Origin of the sequence: Thioalkalivibrio sp. ALJ2 (genome assembly GCF_000378325.1) — a bacterium.
Lineage (GTDB): Bacteria > Pseudomonadota > Gammaproteobacteria > Ectothiorhodospirales > Ectothiorhodospiraceae > Thioalkalivibrio.
Genome location: NZ_KB899556.1, coordinates 90,871 through 106,743 on the forward strand (window position 1 = coordinate 90,871; position 15,873 = coordinate 106,743).

Here is a 15,873-nt window from a genome sequence, read left to right on the forward strand (position 1 = left end):
CAGCCGGTGTATGTGGATCGGGCACCCATCCCGTCGAGTGCGGGGCTCTGGTCAGCCCAACAGCCCGTGTTGCCGTCCAGTGATCCGGCGTAGGAAGAGGGCGCCCGTGTATTGGTGCGACCCGCAACGAGCATGTCGGCGCGCGTTCACCTGGCGTCGAATTCTTCTCGCGTGATTTCCACAAACTGGCCGAAGCTGCGCAGTCGGGCGACGTCGCTCCGGTCGACACTCATCTGCAGTTCGAACGTCTTGCCTGCGACGAGCTCTTCGCGTTGTGCAGTCCCGGTCGATGTCAGTCGTGCCTTGATCGCGGGGATCTTGTTGCCATCCAGGTCCGCTGCCTGGACGAACAGGGTAAGCGTCTGGCCTCGGTGATCCAGGAAATCCCCCGCACCGATGATCGGCGGCCCCCTCAGGGTGAAGGCTGGCGGGGCAGGTTCGTCGCTGTCCGGTTCGGTCAGGTCCTGCGTCAGCGTGGCTGTTCCGGTCAGGATCAGGTGATTGAACGGCATGGGCCTTCTTCCTTCGATCCTGAGCTCGTCAACGGTGTATGGCCTGGCGTCGATCGGCGTCAATGGGATGGTTTGTCCCACCAGGTTCGTGTGAACGTACGCGGAGATCTTCTCGTCCCATTGCCGTTCTCTTTCGGCGACGTGACTGCGGAACGCTTCGGCCTGCTCCCAGTCGGTGGCCTGCATCTGTCGCAGTTCCTGCTGTAACTGCGCGGATTCATCGAAGCGCGCCTGCTCGAGTTCGGGCAGGTTCTTCAGATAGGGGTTGGGCGGGCCGAGGCTGCGGGTTTCCTCTGCATCCTCCGGATCCGCCGCATTGGCTGCATCGGCTTCGTCTGGCTGGCCACAGCCGGAGGCGGCGAGCGCAATGCCGACAAGGAAGAAGAGGAAGCGGCTGTGATTGTGGGCGCGTTTCATCAATAGGTTCCCTGGATTGGCTGGCCAGGCCTTGAGCGGCTCCAATCCGCCACCAACGCCCGACGACACGGCCCAAGCGAAGCCCATGCCAACCAAGGGGAAGCAAGAACAAACAGTCAGTTATACGATTGCGAGCGCAGCATTCCCGGATCCCGAGCGCCTGTCTGGAAAGAAACCTGACGTGCTCGAGCCTGACGCGACTGGTGGTGCGCTTGCGCCGGCCGTCCCGCCGGCTCATGGCGGCAGGGTGTAGCGGGCTTGCGCCAGTTCGGTGATCATCTGGCGCGTCTGTGCCGGTGCCAGGTCGGTGCGCTGCTCGACGCGCTGTGCCTCATCCGCCAGGAACTCGTCTCTGACCGCGTGCCGAAACCAGCGCGAATAGTCGCCGCGGCGCAGGTGAAATAGCCAAGTCTGTTCGTCGATGCCCTGGGCGATCTGGCAAAAGATGGCCATGTTCTGTGCCTTCAGGTTGTGGCGGCTGTCGGGCCCTCGGAAATAGAAGCTGTGCCACCGCAGGTCGCCCTCGGCATACTTGCGATGATGGCGCACGCGCTCTGCGCGCCCGGGCATGGGGCGCATGGCGAACGGGGATTCATCGATAAACCAGGCGATCACCTGCTCCGCCTCTCGTGTCAGGCTGTCGGGCCACGGGACCGTTCTGCCCGTGGCCCGCCCGAACTTGGCCAGTGTCTCCTCGGGTGAAGATCCAATGGCGATGACAATGTCGACCGGCGCCAGGATCTCCGATGCGACATGCTCTGGATGCACAGTTACCAGGGCACTCTCGCCGATCCGTTTCGGCAACGCGGATCCGGTATGCCCCCATGTATCGGGGAGCATGTGGTGGGCCTCGTCGAGCACCAGCCAGTGTGGCCGTCCAGTGCGTGCGCGCATGGCCTGTAGGTTGGGGATGAGTTGCGCAAAAAACTGGGGCCGGTCCCCAAGCGGGATGCCAAGGAGGTTTATGCTCAGGTTGATCTTCGGATCCTCGAGGATCGAGAGGATCTCCGTGACGGCTGGAGCACGCCATTGGTTGCCGAGTGCCACCACGTCGGCCAGCGTTCCGTAGTCGCCTTCCGGGTCGACGATGCAGACCTGGAAGTCTTTCTCGATTAACCGCTCGATGATGCCCGCGGCGAACGTGGACTTGCCACTGCCCGAGGGCCCGGCAACCAGCATGTTGTGCCCGAATGGCGACAGGTTGATCAGCCTCCCGTCTGCCGCTGTGCCGAGCGGGATCAGGTGCTGTTCGAGCCGGCTGTCCAGCCGGCGCAGATCGTTTGCGATCAAGTCGTCGATCAGTTCGATGACGCCGTTCCCGTTCTCGCCAGCGGTCTCCAGGCTGGCGGACGCCTTCAGGGACGGCACTGCGTTGGCGACTGCCACGGAGCATTCGCACAAGTCCAGAAACGAGTGGTCATTCTCGGCGTCGCCGATTCCCACCACCTCATGACGCGAAAGCCCCAGCTTGCGCAGCGCACGCTCCAGTCCCTTGGCCTTATTGACGCCGGCCGGCAGGACCATCAGGGCGCCACGGTTGGCGATCACCTGTGCTTCCAGTCCGAGTTCCCAGATCACGTCCTGCACGGCCGCTCGTTGTGCTGCCTGAGTCCCGACGACCACTTGCCCAATCTCCAGGGGCTCCACGCCGCGCTCTCGGAGACCCTTGAGCAACAGCTTCGGCGGGGGGTTGGCATAACGCGCTTCCTCCCGGGTCGCAGGGTTGTAGACAATGGCGCCGTTTTCCGCCACGACCAGGTCGAAGAGGCGCGCACAAGGACAGACTGACAACAGGTCATCCACCCGCCGCCCGGTGACCAGGATCGCCCGTCGTCCCGATTTTCTGAGCCGTTCGACGGCACGAACGGTGTCCTCCGAAACCCGATCATCCGAGGCGAGGGTTCCGTCATAGTCTGCCGCCAGGGCGAGATAACGCATGTGCCTGCCACCTTCCTGTTGCACCGGTGCGGTTAATGGGTTTGCAGCCCTGTTCTGAGGCCGTTCAATGAGTTATAGCCGAGTTCGGTCTTCTGGATCGCATGAGAAATGGCAGTCGATTGGGAACCGATGAAGAGCGAAGAAGATGACATCCATGAGCAACGGCGAACAGATAACGTGATCGGACCTGTAGCCGCAGCAAAACCTCATGGCCTGACCGCTTGCGGAGATTTGCTAGATTCAGAGATGGAGGCGAGCTGGAGCTGCTGGCTTGCGACGAGGACAGGAGATGGAGCCATGGTGTCGAAGAGTGTGCCGGTGGAAGAGTTCACGACCCCCGACCCGATCACCGCGAACGAAGACATGACGATCGCTGATCTTCGGGCATTGATGGAACAGCATGGGGTCCGCCATCTTCCGGTGGTCCGCGGTGGGTCGGTGGTCGGGCTGGTCAGCGACCGGGATGTGCGCATCGTGATGGGCTTGCCGATAGAGGACATCGGCCAGGTTAGCGTGTCCGATATCATGTCAGCCGACCCCTTGACGGTGTCGGCAGCCACGCCCCTGGACGAGGTGGCTTATGCCATGTCCGAGAAGAAGATCGGCAGCGTTATCGTCAATGAAGAAGACGGGAGCCTTTTGGGTATCTTTACGGCGAGCGACGCCCTGAATGCGTTGATCGAGGTCATCCGCGAAGGGGATGCGTCCACCTCGTAACGTCGAGGTCTTGCTCCGGTGCGGTCCGCGTGTTGCCGCGGGGAAAGCATCAACGAAGGCGCCGTACCTCGCTGATGTCGGTCAGGGCGATCGGCATCACCATGTAGCCGCTGCCGATGCGGCGGCGTACGCGGATATGCCCCTCATCGATCTCGAGCAGCTCGCCGTTGCGGGCGCGACCGTCCGCGAGGGTGATCTGCAGGTTGCGGCCGATGTGGTCGCCCAGTGCGTTCAACGCGATCACCGGGTCCCGCGCCGAATGCGGGTGGCGGGCAGAATCGGATGGTAGGGCCGGCGTGGCGTTCCATCCTGCGTTCGGTGTCGCGGCGAGCCTCCCGGGGCGTGGCGTGACCTGGCGCAGGTCGACGCGCCCAAAGGGCCGGCCGGCCACGCTCAGGCTGGATTCGACCTGCCGTAGCCACTGCGTCGGGGAGTCGAGGCCGGCCCAGAGCAGGGCGGGGTTGTCGATCGGACCGATGCGCACGGAGTAACCTCGAGGCTCCTGGATGAAGTGGCCATAGGCCTCGATCATCAGCGGCCCCGGCTGCAGGCCGAGGGGTTCCCAGGCTTCGACCCAGGCCGCCTGGTGGTGCTTGAGGTAGTCCCGGTGCTCCATGTCCATCTCGGCCGCACAGAGCTCCATCAGGGCGGGATAGTACCCGCGGTCCTCGTAATCCACGGTCATGGATTGCAATGAGGTGGCTATCAGGGCGGGCGCGAGGTCACGGGCCCGATTCGAGGCGGCCTGGATGTTGAAATGCGCGGTGGATGTGCCCAGGCCCAGGGGACCCATGCCAAAGGTGCTGTGCACGGTCAGGCGGTCCTGGTCCTCCTCGAGATGGTAGCGGATGCTCATGTCCAGCGGGATGTCGCGATAGCCGAGGGCAGCCAGCAGGTCGTCCGCAGGGGCCGCGTGGTAGGCGCCGCAGCCGGCGGTGTCCAGCCACAGGGCCGGGATGCCGTCCTGCGCGCCGGTGGCGAGGCCGGGCGGTAGGGTCAGGCCGTTGACCGCAAAGCCCAGTTGCCGGGGCAGACGGCGGGCATCCAGGGTGTGGCGCAGCCGGAGGAGCTGCCACATGTTGCCGGTTTCCAGGGTGATGCGTTCGGCCCGCATGCGGCCGATCGCCGTATTGCGCGGCTCGAACAGGAGCCGGTTGACGTGCAGGTCGCCGCCCAGGCCGACAGTCACCCCGGCGTAGTGCAGTGTGCCGAGCGGCTCCAGCATCTGCGCCATATCGTCGAGCTTCTGTTCGACCTGGCGGATTTCGTAGTGGTAGTAGCCGATACCCGCGGCGACCACGGCAAGGCCGCCCACGATCCATTTCCCTGGCATGTTCTCCCCCTGCGGTTGCTTGTTCGGGCTCGTGACAGCCGGCCCGACAGCGGGACTGCCCTGTCCCGCGATAACAAGATAGCCGCTGCCGGCACATTCCGCACCTGTAAACAAGGCGGGCGGGCCTGTCTGGGGTACACGTGACACCGTGCTCCGGGCTTGGGCATTAGCCGGAATGGGCGGTTTGACCCGGATGCAGGTGTGCGTCGATGGTGGAGTGATGCGAGGTCCGGTGAACATTCGAGAACGAGAGGATGCGCTGGCGGAGCGATCGGGTGCGGGGGCATTGCGGCTCGGACATAGGTGCTCTGTTCGACGCATCGCGTCCTGGCTCGCGGCGGGCGTCGTCGTCACGCTGATCGTGACCAGTGGTTGCATGCCGTCGGGGGAGGAGGATCAACTTTCAGAGGCCGATGAGGCGTCGGTGCTCGCGCCGCTGGACATTGGTGAGGAGTCTGTTCGGACGGTGGAGGGCACCACGCTCCTTGGCATTGAAGATCTGCCCGGCGATATCCAGGTGGACGAGCAGAACGCCTTCGGAGCAACGAATCGGTTTCGGGAGGCCCACGCATCCCCGGACAATGCCTGGGTGGCGGTGGTTACCAGCGGTGCCGCTCACAGCGGCGGCTGGTTGGTAAGAGTGGACAGCGGCGAGGCGAGCCCCGCGGCGTTTCAGTACGGGGGCCGCGTCACGATCGGCCCCTGGAGCGACGATGGGCGCCATGTGGTGTTCGCGCAGGAAGGGCCTGCCGGGGACCGCACGCTGACGGTCGTGGATCGCGAATCGCTGGGTGACTCGGTGGAAGCGAACACGATCCCGGTGCGTGCCCCCGAGCATGAGGGCCGCGAGCCAGAGCATCGAGACTACGAGGTGGTCGAGTGGGCCGACGGGAAGCTGGTATTTCGCCTGGGCGAGGAGAGGTGGGTGTTTGATCCAGCCGGTAAGTCGGTTATGCCGGACTGACCATCAGGGGCGCGGGCCCCTGTCGCATGGTACGGGCGGATCGAGTGGCTGGGTCAGGCGCGGTCGGCGCGAACGCCCGGGTGGGCGTGTCGGTGGTAGTTCGCTCGATCCGGGATCACGTTGCGGATGCCGCCACGGGGGTCTTCCACGTCGCCCTCGTAGCGGGGCAGCAGGATTACGTGCAGGTGATCGATGCTCCGCCCGGCCATGCGGCCGTCGTTGTTGCCGACGGTGTAGGCATCGGGTGGATTGCCCAGAAAAGGGAGTTCCAGCACGCCTTCGATATGGTCCTTGGGGCGCTCGCTCAGGTCCTCGCGGACCAGCATGCTGCGGTACAGGCTGGCCAGGTCGGTTGACTCGATCACCTGGCGTACGCCATGGATGGCGTCGAAGTAGTCCGACTGTTCGGTCTCGTTGAGTTCGAAAAGGGAAACCACATGCCGCCGCGGGATGACGAGGGCGTGCCCCGGGTTGACCGGGTTGGTGTCGAACAGGGCGACGAACGAGCGGTTCTCGTAGATGAGGGGATCGGCCAGTCCGGCCGCGACGCGGCAGAAGTAACAATCCTTGATGGGTGTGGCACTGGTCATCGAAACGCCTGGTTGATCGGTTTGTTTTGTAAGTCAACGATCTTACGGGATTTTCACCTATTCGTTCGCCTGCGGCCGATGAAGTTCACCTCACGGTATGCCCCGGTCCATGGTCTGTAAGGTGCCGAACACACGCGGTTTGCACCCATCGTGCTTGACGACCTGCAAGTCACCACGTAAGTTCCCTAGCATTGTAAGGGGTTTTTGCGGTCCTTCCTTCGAGCCGTCCTGCGGCCAGACCCACCATCCCCCGATACGTTTGTCGAGGCTGTACGCCCCGCGCCAGCGGTGGCCGCGCGCCTCGACGGTCGCGCGGATGCGCGACGGCAGCACAAACCGGATGCCCGGATTCGCGCCGGGCGGCCGTGTCGCGTCGACAGCCTGCTTGTCGGCCGCCGCGGGTGCCCGACGCCCCGGATGTTTTGTGTCACGACGTATCGAAGGGGGAGTCCATGTCCATGCCATTTTTCGGCCTCGTATTCGCGCTGCTGTGCGGCGTTGCTGCGCTGGCCTATGGTCTGTTTTCCATCCGCTGGGTGCTCTCGAAGTCGGAGGGGAGCCAGGAGATGCAGCGCATTGCCCGTGCCGTGCAGGAAGGCGCATCGGCCTACATGAAGCGGCAGTACACGACCATTGCAGTGGTCGGGGTGGTTCTGTTCATCGGGTTGTGGCTGGTGATCGGCGTGGGCTCCGCGATCGGGTTCCTGATCGGTGCAGTGCTTTCGGGTGCGGCGGGTTTTATTGGCATGCATGTGGCGGTACGAGCCAACGTGCGAACCGCGGCGGCCGCGAAGTCGGGGCTGGAAGCAGCGATGGACGTGGCCTTCCGCGGGGGCGCGGTGACCGGCCTGCTGGTGGTCGGGCTCGGGCTGCTGGGAGTGGCAGGCTATTTCGCCGTGCTCTGGTGGCTCACACCCGAGGGCGGCGACGTCGGGCTCTCGCCGCTGGTGGGGCTGGCACTGGGCGGCTCGCTGATCTCGATTTTCGCGCGTGTCGGCGGTGGCATCTTCACCAAGGGTGCGGATGTCGGCGCGGACCTGGTGGGCAAGGTCGAGGCGGGCATCCCCGAGGATGATCCCCGCAACCCGGCCGTGATCGCGGACAACGTGGGCGACAACGTCGGGGACTGTGCCGGGATGGCCGCGGACCTGTTCGAGACCTACGCGGTGACCATTATCGCGACGATGATACTGGGGACCCTGCTGATCCCCGAGCTGGGCCTGATGGCCTCGGTGTATCCGCTGGTGCTGGGCGGCGGGGCGATCCTGGCCTCGATCATCGGTACCTTCGCGGTGAAGGCACGGCAGGGTTCCGAGATCATCAAGGGACTCTACAAGGGCCTGATGGTCTCCGGCGGGCTCGCCGCGGTGGCCTTCCTGCCGATTACGCTGGTGCTGGTGCCGGACAACGCGCTGGCCACCAGCATGGGCATCGAGAGTGGCGCGGCGATGAGACTGTATGGCGCGGCGCTGGTGGGCCTGGTGCTGACCGGGGTGATCATGGTCGCTACCGACTATTACACCTCCACGGTGTTCCGCCCGGTCCGCCATCTGGCCGAGGCCTCGACCACCGGCCACGCGACCAACATCATCGCCGGTTTGGCGCTGTCGATGAAGGCGACCACCGCGCCGGTGCTGGCGGTCTGCGCGGCGATCCTGGTGGCCTATGCCTTTGGCGGCCTGTACGGCATCGCCATCGCCGCGACCACGATGCTGTCGATGACCGGGATCATCGTGGCGATGGACGCCTACGGGCCGATTACGGACAACGCGGGCGGCATCGCGGAGATGGCCGATCTGCCCTCCGAGGTTCGCGAGACCACCGATGCGCTGGACGCGGTGGGCAACACGACCAAGGCGGTTACCAAGGGTTATGCGATCGGCTCGGCCGGGCTTGCGGCCCTGGTGCTGTTCGCCGACTACACCCACGAGCTGGTGCGCCACACGGGCGGTGTACACAACTTCGAGCTCAGCAATCCGAATGTCATCGTGGGCCTGTTTATCGGGGGGCTGGTCCCGTTCCTGTTCGCGGCGATGACCATGGAGTCCGTGGGCCGGGCGGCCTCGGGCATCGTGAACGAGGTGCGGCGCCAGTTCCGCGAGATCAGCGGGATCATGGAGGGCACCACCAAGCCGGATTACACCCGTGCCGTGGACATGCTCACCGGCGCGGCGATCCGCGAGATGATCCTGCCCTCGCTGCTGCCGGTGCTGGTACCGGTGCTGGTGGGTGTGTTCCTCGGTACCGAGGCGCTGGGCGGGCTGCTGATCGGAACGATCGTGACCGGCCTGTTTGTGGCGATCTCCCAGACCGCCGGTGGCGGGGCGTGGGATAACGCGAAGAAGTACATTGAAGATGGACACCATGGTGGAAAGGGCTCCGAGGCCCACCACGCGGCGGTCACCGGCGACACGGTGGGCGACCCGTACAAGGACACCTCGGGCCCTGCGATCAATCCGCTGATCAAGGTCATCAACATCATGGCGCTGCTGCTGGTGCCCGTCCTGTAGGGCCCGCGAAACGCAAGGAGAACCGAGATGCCGACAATCCGACTGCAAATGGCCCCGGATCTGGAGCTGAACATGGAGCTGGACGTCGAGGGGGTCGACTGCGACAGCCGCGACTGGGACGTGCAGCAGCACAAGGCCGAGATCTACGCCGAGTTCGAGCGCCGACTCAAGGCCGCGTTTCCCGAGGGCTTCAAGATCCATACCTTCGAGTTCGGCCTGGCCTGCAAGCCGCGCTAACGGGGCGGGAGGGCACGCACGTCAGTGTGTTCTCCCGAACCGAAGGTGGTCTTTGGGGGCACGCGAGTGCCGTGTTCCCCCTGACACCATGCACAAGAGCCGACTCGGAAACATCGTGATCGACTGCCGGACGGAGGATCTGGCCGCCGATGCGCGTTTTTGGGCCAGCGCACTGGGCTATCCGATGCCCGAGGACTTCGATGCGGCCAGCGGCTTTATCCAGCTCGTCACGCCGCCCGGGGAAGTGCAGGTCATCATCCAGCGCGTGGATCACAATCCGCGCGCACACCTGGATATCGACTCCGACTCGGTCGAGGCGGAGGTCGCGCGTTTGCAGAGTCTGGGCGCAACCGTGGTGGCGCGCCATGCAGAGTGGGTGGTGATGCAGGCGCTGAGGGAGACACTGACTGAGTGGCGCATTCGCGTTGGTACCCCAGGTTTTCCGAGACCAGGCGCGCCGCTTGCGGGTAGTGGTTCTACCCGCAAGCGGCGCAACGCCGGATCGGGGTACCTGGGGTGCCAACCCCGGAGGGGCTCGGCCGCTTTTGCGCGCGCACGGCGTTGCGGTTCCCTTGTGCAGAATGACTGCACGGCAGTCACCGCGCCTTGTTCGCACGCAAAAGCGACTCGAGCGCGAATGCGCCACTCAGTCAGTGTCTCCCTAATGGGCATCGTTTTTGTGTCGGCAGTCCCTATCGGGGCGGCTTCGAGCAGGGAGCCAACACGTGGGAGTAAGGTCAGAGTAGTAGGCCCCGGCCTTGCGGGAGATACGCGATGGCGACCATTCGGCACAAACTCGTTCCGCACCTGTGGTTCGAGCGTCAGGCCAGGGAGGCGGCCGAGTTCTACGCCTCGGTCTTCGAAAACTCGTGGGTCGAGAGCACGGTCACCCTGGAAGGCACCCCGTCCGGTTCGGTGGAGGTCGTCACCTTCTTCGTGCTGGGGCAGGAGTTCCAGGCCATCAGTGCAGGTCCGCTGGTCCCGTTCAACGAGTCGATCTCGTTCATGGTCAAGTGCGATACGCAGCAGGAGATCGACTACTACTGGGACAAGCTGACGGCCGATGGCGGGCAGGAGGTGGAATGCGGCTGGTTGAGGGACAAGTTCGGCCTGTCCTGGCAGATCGTCCCCGCGGTGCTGGACGAGATGATGCAGCCCGGTGATCCCGCGGCGCTGGCCCGGATCACGCAGGCGTTCCTGAAGATGAAGAAGTTCGACATCGCGGCCCTGGTTCGAGCCTTTGAGGGTCGGTGAAATGGACGCCCGCGGGCCCAGCATGGCCGAGGTGCTGCACCTGACCGTATCCATCGCGCGCACTCCCGCAGATGTCTATGCCTTTGCCTCCGATCCGAGAAATCTCCCGTTATGGGCCGAGGGGCTCGCGCGTTCGGAGGTTCGACAGCAGGGGGATGCGTGGGTCGTGGAAGGGCCCGTTGGGAGGGTGACGGTACGGTTTGCGGCGCCCAACGATCTCGGTGTGATGGATCACGATGTCGAGCTCCCCTCGGGCGTGATCGTTCACAACCCCATGCGCGTCCTGCCGAACGGCGAGGGGAGCGAGCTGGTGTTCAGCCTTTTCCGGCAGCCGGGGATGTCCGACGAGCAGTTTGATTCGGACCGGTGCGCGGTGGAGAAGGACCTGGACCAATTGAAGGTGCTGCTGGAAGGAAACCCGGCCCTCCCTATTCGGGATTCAACCACCGGGTAAACCAGTCCGTGGCCAGATCGGCCGCTTGCTCCAGGGTGCCCGGTTCCTCGAACAGGTGAGTGGCGCCCGGGATGATCGCGAGCCTGCAGGTGGCCTGCATGCGGGACTGCGCCTGGCGGTTGAGCTCGATCACCATGGTGTCGTCGCCCCCGACAATCAGCAGGGTGGGTGACGCCACCCGCGGCAGGGCCTCGCCCGCCAGATCCGGGCGGCCGCCGCGGGAGACGACGGCGCGGATGGTATCGGGGGCCGCCGCGGCCGCCTGTAATGCCGCGGCCGCCCCGGTGCTGGCGCCAAACAGGCCCATCGGGAGCCCTGCGAGTCGGGGTTGCGAAGCGGCCCATTCGCAGGCCTGTACGAGCCGACGGGCCAGCAGCGGGATGTCGAACCGGTTCTCGTAGGTGCGATCCTCCGTCTCGGTCAGGAGGTCGAACATCAGCGTGGCGAGATCGGCCGCCTGCAGCACGTGGGCCACCTGGTGGTTGCGCGGGCTGAGGCGGCTGCTGCCGCTTCCATGCGCGAACACGACCAGCCCGGAGGGGGTCTCCGGCAGGCCGAGGATCCCCTGATGCGGACGCCCGTCCAGGGCGAGGGTCACATCGTGTTGCTCAGCGCGAGACATCGGATTTGCGCGAGCGGTGGGCGGTGGCCAGGAGGTCGATCACCTCGTCGTCCGAGGTCTGTTCGAAGGATTCGTAATAGGACCCGACCGAGCCCCGGTAGTACACCGGGCGGTCCAGGGTTACCACGTGGTTGACCTCGGTCTCGAGCAGCTCCGCCGTGTCGGCCGGGGCCACGGGGATCGCGACGACGATCTGGCTGGGGTGGCGTTGCCGGGCGTCGCGGATGGCTGCGCGCATGGTCAGGCCGGTGGCAATGCCATCATCGACGATGATCGCCAGTCTGCCGGCGACGTCCGGGGCGGGCGTGGTGCAGTACAGTTCGCGTCGTCGCCGGGCCTCGGCGCGTTCGCGGGCCTCGGCCCGCTCCAGCCATTCCGGGTCGATGCGTTCCTCCTCGCGGGGGTTGCAGACGCGCTCGCCGTGTTCCGGGACCGCGCAGATTGCGTATTCGGGGTGAAACGGGTGGCCGATCTTGCGCGGGATCAGCAGATCCAGCGGCATATCCAGGTGCCGCGCGACCTCGGCCCCGAGCGGGACGCCGCCGCGCGGCAGGGCATACACCACGCCGGATTGACCGCGGAAGCGGTTTAGCGTTTGCGCCAGCCGCCGGCCGGCGTCGGTACGGTCCCGAAAACGCATGGGCCCTCCGGTCAGTACGCAGTTGAACTGTCCTGGAGTGTAGGCCCGAGAGGGCAGGAAAACGGGCGGGTCTGAGCAAAATAGGAGGCCTCGGCCGGTGCCCTTAAGCCCATAGCGGTGTTCGGCCTAGCGGATCTCGAGACTGTGGTAGCGAATCACGCGATCGAGTTCGCCGGGGTGCAGTTCCAGGCCGTAGTCCAGGCGCAGGCGTTCGATCAGTTCCACACGGTGGCTGGGCGGCGGGTCCATCTGCTGGATGAACTGGCCGACGTCCTCGACGACCGCCCAGGGATAGAGCAGCCAGTGCCACTCGCGGACGGTGTGGCTGCGGAAGTCCGCCGGACAGGTGGTCGTGGTCTTCTCGTGCAGCACGGCGGTACGCACGGCCCTGGGCTTGAAGGTCTCCAGATGCGGGCGTGCCGCGGCCAGGGTATCGCCGCTGTCGTTGACGTCGTCCACCAGCAGGACGCGCTCCCCGCGGACCTCGCCACTTAGCGGCACCGTCACGGCCGCGGCCTGTTTCTTGCGGGCGCCGGAGGTGTAGTGCTCCACCTTGAGGCTCAGCAGCTTGTGCACCTGCAGGAAGTCGCACAGGAATCGCGCCGGCATGAAGCCACCACGGGCAATGGCGACGATCGTGTCCGGCCGGAAGCCGCTGTCCAGGATCTGGCGGGCGAGGCGGTCCGCGGCGTCGACCACCGCGTCCACACTGATCAGTTGTACCGGCATCTTGCGGGCTTCAGACATCGCGGGCGCTCTCCATCGCGGCTTCAGCAAGGATGTTATCGGCCGGCCAGAAAGAGCAAGCGTGCGATGAAGGCGATGGTCAGGATGATCCATCCGATGGGATAGGGCAGTACGCCGGTAAAGAATGCGGCCAGGCTGGCGACCAGCAGGAGGCCCAGGATGAGTAACGGGGTGTCCATACCGGTAGGATTGGGAGATGCGGCGTTGGTTCGCAGAAAGGGCCCTTGCGGGCCCGAGATCGGAACGACTGGCCTTGGCGCCGGACGATTGAGAGAGGCTTGATGACTCAGACTAGCGACAATCCCGCCCGCTCCCTGGAGATCGGCACGGTGAGCCTGCCCGAAGGCGGAACGATCGGGATGACGCTTTGCCCCGGCAAGTGCGAGCCGGAGGCGCCCGGTGGTCAGCGGGACCTGGCGGCGGATCTGGCAGCGATCCGGGACTGGGGAGCGACGGCCTTGGTCACGCTGAACCAGGGGCATGAACTGGACAAGCTGGGTGTGCCCGAGCTGGGCAAGGCCGTGCGTGCGGCGGGGATGGCGTGGCTGCACCTGCCGATCGGTGACATGGCGGCGCCGGATCGCCCCTGGGAGCTGCGCTGGCGCGAAGTCGGCCCCGAGGTACACCGTCGGCTGCGTGCGGGCGAAGGGGTGATTTTTCACTGCGGTGGCGGGTTTGGCCGTGCAGGGACGATTGCGGCCTTGACGCTGATCGAACGGGGCCTCGCGCCGGAGGAGGCCATCGCAATGGTGCGCGGGGCGCGCCCCGGCGCGATCGAGAGCCCGGACCAGCAGCGTTATTTGTTGAGCCTGTCCGCTACCGGGGTCTAACGATCCGGGCGCGGACCCTCCTGATCGATGCCTTTTCCCGGTGACTTCTGCAGCTCCGCTTCCACGTTGTCGATGATCTCGCGGCTCAGGGTCTGGATCAGTGGTTTGGCCGCCTGGCGGACGGTCTCTTCGAGCAGCGGATTGTCGAGCTCGTACTCCAGACGCAGGTGGATCGTCGTGCCGTTTTGCGCGGGTGTCAGGTGATAGGTGCCGCGATTCTGCACGCCGGTCAGCGATTGCCAGGAAAAGCGCTCCGGTGGTTCCGTTTCTGTGATCTCGACATCGAAACTCAGGGGAATGCCGGCGATGCGGACGACCCATCGGTAGCGGGCCTCCCCGACGCGCGCTATCGTTTCGATGGCCTCGCTGTAATGGACGAACTCCTCGACCCGCGTAATCAGGGCGAATACATCGGGTTGGTCCGCGCGGATGTGTGCCTGGTGTTCGATCGTGGGCATGATCAGAGACGGGGTTCGGAGGACTTCGAGTATGCAGGGAGGCAACCCGGTATGCACCACGTGCCCTGTTCCGGGGCGTAGCGGTCGCAAGGCCCTTTCCGGGAGCCACCTCGCGTGAAGGTGCTCGTGATCCTGGGCCACCCGCGTACCGACAGCCTGTGCGGCGCGCTGGCCGAGGCCTACCGTGACGGGGCCCGATCCTCCGGGGCGGAAGTGCGCTCCCTGGAGCTGGCGAATCTCGAGTTCGACCCGCACGTTCACACGCCTTCGCCGAATCAGCAGCCGCTGGAAGACGATCTGGACGCGGCGCGCGAACTGGTCGCCTGGGCCGATCATCTCGTATTCGTCTTTCCCACCTGGTGGGGCACCATGCCAGCGCTGCTCAAGGGCTTTCTCGATCGCGTGATGACGCCCGAGTTTGCCTTTCGCAGCTGCGAGGGCGGCACCGGATACGAGGGGCTGCTGCAGGGACGCTCCGCACAGCTGATTACCACGATGGATACCCCGGTACTGATCCATCAGTTGTTGTATCGCCAGCCGGGGATCAACGCGATGGCGCGCGCGACCCTGGGCTTTTGCGGCATCCGCCCGGTGCGCTCGCTGATGCTGGGTTCGGTACGCGAGGCCGATGACCGCCAGCGCGAGGCGTGGCTCGAGCGCGCACGACAGGAAGGGCTGCGCCTGGAGCATGGCCGCGAGAGCCTGCGCGAACGGGCGGCCTTCAAGCTGGGGGGCTGGCTGCAGGCACTGCGCCTGCAGTTCTACCCGATGACCTTCGTGGCCTACACCGCAGGGGCCCTGGCGGCGGCCCCGGACGGCGGTGTGTCGCGCAATCCGGTTTTCTGGCTGGGTTATCTGTGCCTGTTCCTGCTCGAGGTGGCGACGGTCCTGGTCAATGAACGGGTAGATTTCGGCTCCGATCGCCAGAACCGTTTCTACAGCGCCTTTACCGGCGGCTCGCGGGTGCTGGTGGAGGGGCGGCTGTCCCTGCGCGAGATCAACGCCGGTACGTCGGTGGCACTGGGGGGCTTCGCGGCGGCGTTTGCCGCGCTGCTCGCGGTCGCGCCCGGCGATGCCGGTCCCATGCTGTGGGTAACGGGCGTGCTGGCGGTGCTCGCGATCGGGTATACGGCGCCGCCCCTGAAGCTCAGCTATCGCGGGCTCGGGGAGGTGGATGTCGCGCTGACCCACAGCCTGGGCGTGTTGCTGTGCGGGTACGTGTTCCTCGCGGGGGACTGGACGGACCCCTTGCCCTGGTGGCTGAGCCTGCCGTTGTTTCTGGCGATCATCCCGTCGATTACGCTGTCTGGTATCCCCGATCGCGAGGCGGACGCGGCTGTGGCCAAACGGACCCTGGCGGTGCGGCTGGGAAATGGTGGTGCGCTCGGTGTGGCGCTGGTGTTCACCGGTCTGGCGGCGGTTGCGGGAACGGCATTCCACCTGACCGGTTGGGCTCAGGGGGCCTATGCAGGCATTGCCTATTTCGTGGTGCCGCATGCGGCCTGGCTGATATGGATGTTGTGGCGCGAGCGTCAGCGCGGGGCACCGGGCGGGCGTATCGACGGCTTGATGGCGGTATCGCTAGGCTATGTGCTTTGGTTTGGTCTGGTGCCGCTGGTAAATCTTTCCGCGGCTTGAGTGACGGGATGC

The 15,873-nt window shown here is 65.4% G+C and carries 17 protein-coding genes and 1 pseudogene; 9 read left to right on the forward strand and 9 right to left on the reverse strand.

The window, feature by feature from the left end:
• Window positions 1-146: 146 nt before the first annotated feature.
• A complete protein-coding gene (locus F468_RS0107670) occupies window positions 147-929 on the reverse strand; it encodes a hypothetical protein (RefSeq protein WP_018994896.1) in 783 nt (260 codons plus the stop codon).
• A 234-nt stretch (window positions 930-1,163) separates the two neighbouring features.
• Window positions 1,164-2,867 carry an HAD family hydrolase gene (locus F468_RS0107675; RefSeq protein ID WP_018994897.1) on the reverse strand — a complete coding sequence of 568 codons (1,704 nt, stop codon included), beginning with the start codon at window positions 2,865-2,867 and terminating at the stop codon, window positions 1,164-1,166.
• Between the two features lie 297 nt (window positions 2,868-3,164).
• Between F468_RS0107675 and F468_RS0107680 the strand changes: the two genes are divergently transcribed.
• Window positions 3,165-3,584, forward strand: a complete 420-nt coding sequence (locus tag F468_RS0107680) for a CBS domain-containing protein (RefSeq protein WP_018137795.1) — start codon at window positions 3,165-3,167, stop codon at window positions 3,582-3,584.
• A 49-nt stretch (window positions 3,585-3,633) separates the two neighbouring features.
• Here F468_RS0107680 and F468_RS0107685 read toward each other — a convergent pair whose 3' ends face one another.
• A complete protein-coding gene (locus F468_RS0107685; RefSeq protein WP_018994898.1) occupies window positions 3,634-4,917 on the reverse strand; it encodes a hypothetical protein in 1,284 nt (427 codons plus the stop codon).
• A 193-nt stretch (window positions 4,918-5,110) separates the two neighbouring features.
• Between F468_RS0107685 and F468_RS0107690 the strand changes: the two genes are divergently transcribed.
• Window positions 5,111-5,881 (forward strand): hypothetical protein, encoded by a 771-nt coding sequence (locus tag F468_RS0107690; RefSeq protein ID WP_018994899.1) that lies wholly within the window; start codon window positions 5,111-5,113, stop codon window positions 5,879-5,881.
• A gap of 53 nt (window positions 5,882-5,934) precedes the next feature.
• On the opposite strand, the gene F468_RS0107695 is transcribed toward F468_RS0107690, so the two are convergent.
• Window positions 5,935-6,471, reverse strand: coding sequence for an HIT family protein (locus F468_RS0107695; protein ID WP_018137792.1), 537 nt, complete (start codon window positions 6,469-6,471; stop codon window positions 5,935-5,937).
• A gap of 452 nt (window positions 6,472-6,923) precedes the next feature.
• Here F468_RS0107695 and F468_RS0107700 point away from each other — a divergent pair, with 452 nt between their 5' ends.
• The 5 genes and pseudogenes from F468_RS0107700 (at window position 6,924) to F468_RS0107715 (ending at window position 10,926) form a co-directional block, all read left to right on the forward strand.
• Entirely contained in the window at window positions 6,924-8,981 is a 2,058-nt protein-coding gene (locus tag F468_RS0107700; protein WP_018994900.1) for a sodium-translocating pyrophosphatase, read from the forward strand.
• 48 nt (window positions 8,982-9,029) lie between these two features.
• Complete coding sequence (locus F468_RS0107705; protein WP_018137790.1) at window positions 9,030-9,218, forward strand: hypothetical protein; 189 nt, start codon at window positions 9,030-9,032, stop codon at window positions 9,216-9,218.
• Window positions 9,219-9,306: 88 nt separating this feature from the next.
• A pseudogene (locus F468_RS14655) lies at window positions 9,307-9,609 on the forward strand (VOC family protein); the annotation flags it as partial.
• A 383-nt stretch (window positions 9,610-9,992) separates the two neighbouring features.
• Window positions 9,993-10,472: a VOC family protein gene (locus tag F468_RS0107710; RefSeq protein ID WP_018174183.1), complete on the forward strand. Its 480-nt coding sequence runs from the start codon at window positions 9,993-9,995 to the stop codon at window positions 10,470-10,472.
• Window position 10,473: 1 nt separating this feature from the next.
• Complete coding sequence (locus F468_RS0107715; protein ID WP_018649453.1) at window positions 10,474-10,926, forward strand: SRPBCC family protein; 453 nt, start codon at window positions 10,474-10,476, stop codon at window positions 10,924-10,926.
• Here the strand turns inward: F468_RS0107715 and F468_RS0107720 are convergent.
• The 4 genes from F468_RS0107720 to F468_RS14585 form a co-directional block, all read right to left on the reverse strand.
• On the reverse strand, window positions 10,901-11,548 hold the full coding sequence (locus F468_RS0107720; RefSeq protein ID WP_018649454.1) for a dienelactone hydrolase family protein: 648 nt from the start codon (window positions 11,546-11,548) through the stop codon (window positions 10,901-10,903). The genes F468_RS0107715 and F468_RS0107720 overlap by 26 nt on opposite strands.
• Window positions 11,535-12,188, reverse strand: coding sequence for a phosphoribosyltransferase (locus tag F468_RS0107725; protein WP_018994901.1), 654 nt, complete (start codon window positions 12,186-12,188; stop codon window positions 11,535-11,537). The genes F468_RS0107720 and F468_RS0107725 overlap by 14 nt, the downstream gene beginning before the upstream one ends.
• Window positions 12,189-12,314: 126 nt before the next feature.
• Window positions 12,315-12,935, reverse strand: a complete 621-nt coding sequence (locus F468_RS0107730; RefSeq protein WP_018649456.1) for a phosphoribosyltransferase — start codon at window positions 12,933-12,935, stop codon at window positions 12,315-12,317.
• 35 nt (window positions 12,936-12,970) lie between these two features.
• A complete protein-coding gene (locus tag F468_RS14585; RefSeq protein WP_018137588.1) occupies window positions 12,971-13,114 on the reverse strand; it encodes a hypothetical protein in 144 nt (47 codons plus the stop codon).
• Window positions 13,115-13,216: 102 nt separating this feature from the next.
• On the opposite strand from F468_RS14585, the gene F468_RS0107740 reads away from it, so the two are divergent.
• Window positions 13,217-13,765 (forward strand): cyclin-dependent kinase inhibitor 3 family protein, encoded by a 549-nt coding sequence (locus F468_RS0107740; protein ID WP_018137589.1) that lies wholly within the window; start codon window positions 13,217-13,219, stop codon window positions 13,763-13,765.
• Here the strand turns inward: F468_RS0107740 and F468_RS0107745 are convergent.
• Window positions 13,762-14,223, reverse strand: a complete 462-nt coding sequence (locus F468_RS0107745; RefSeq protein WP_018137590.1) for an SRPBCC family protein — start codon at window positions 14,221-14,223, stop codon at window positions 13,762-13,764. The genes F468_RS0107740 and F468_RS0107745 overlap by 4 nt on opposite strands.
• Before the next feature lie 114 nt (window positions 14,224-14,337).
• Between F468_RS0107745 and F468_RS0107750 the strand changes: the two genes are divergently transcribed.
• Window positions 14,338-15,861 carry an NAD(P)H-dependent oxidoreductase gene (locus tag F468_RS0107750; RefSeq protein ID WP_018994902.1) on the forward strand — a complete coding sequence of 508 codons (1,524 nt, stop codon included), beginning with the start codon at window positions 14,338-14,340 and terminating at the stop codon, window positions 15,859-15,861.
• Window positions 15,862-15,873 lie beyond the last annotated feature (12 nt).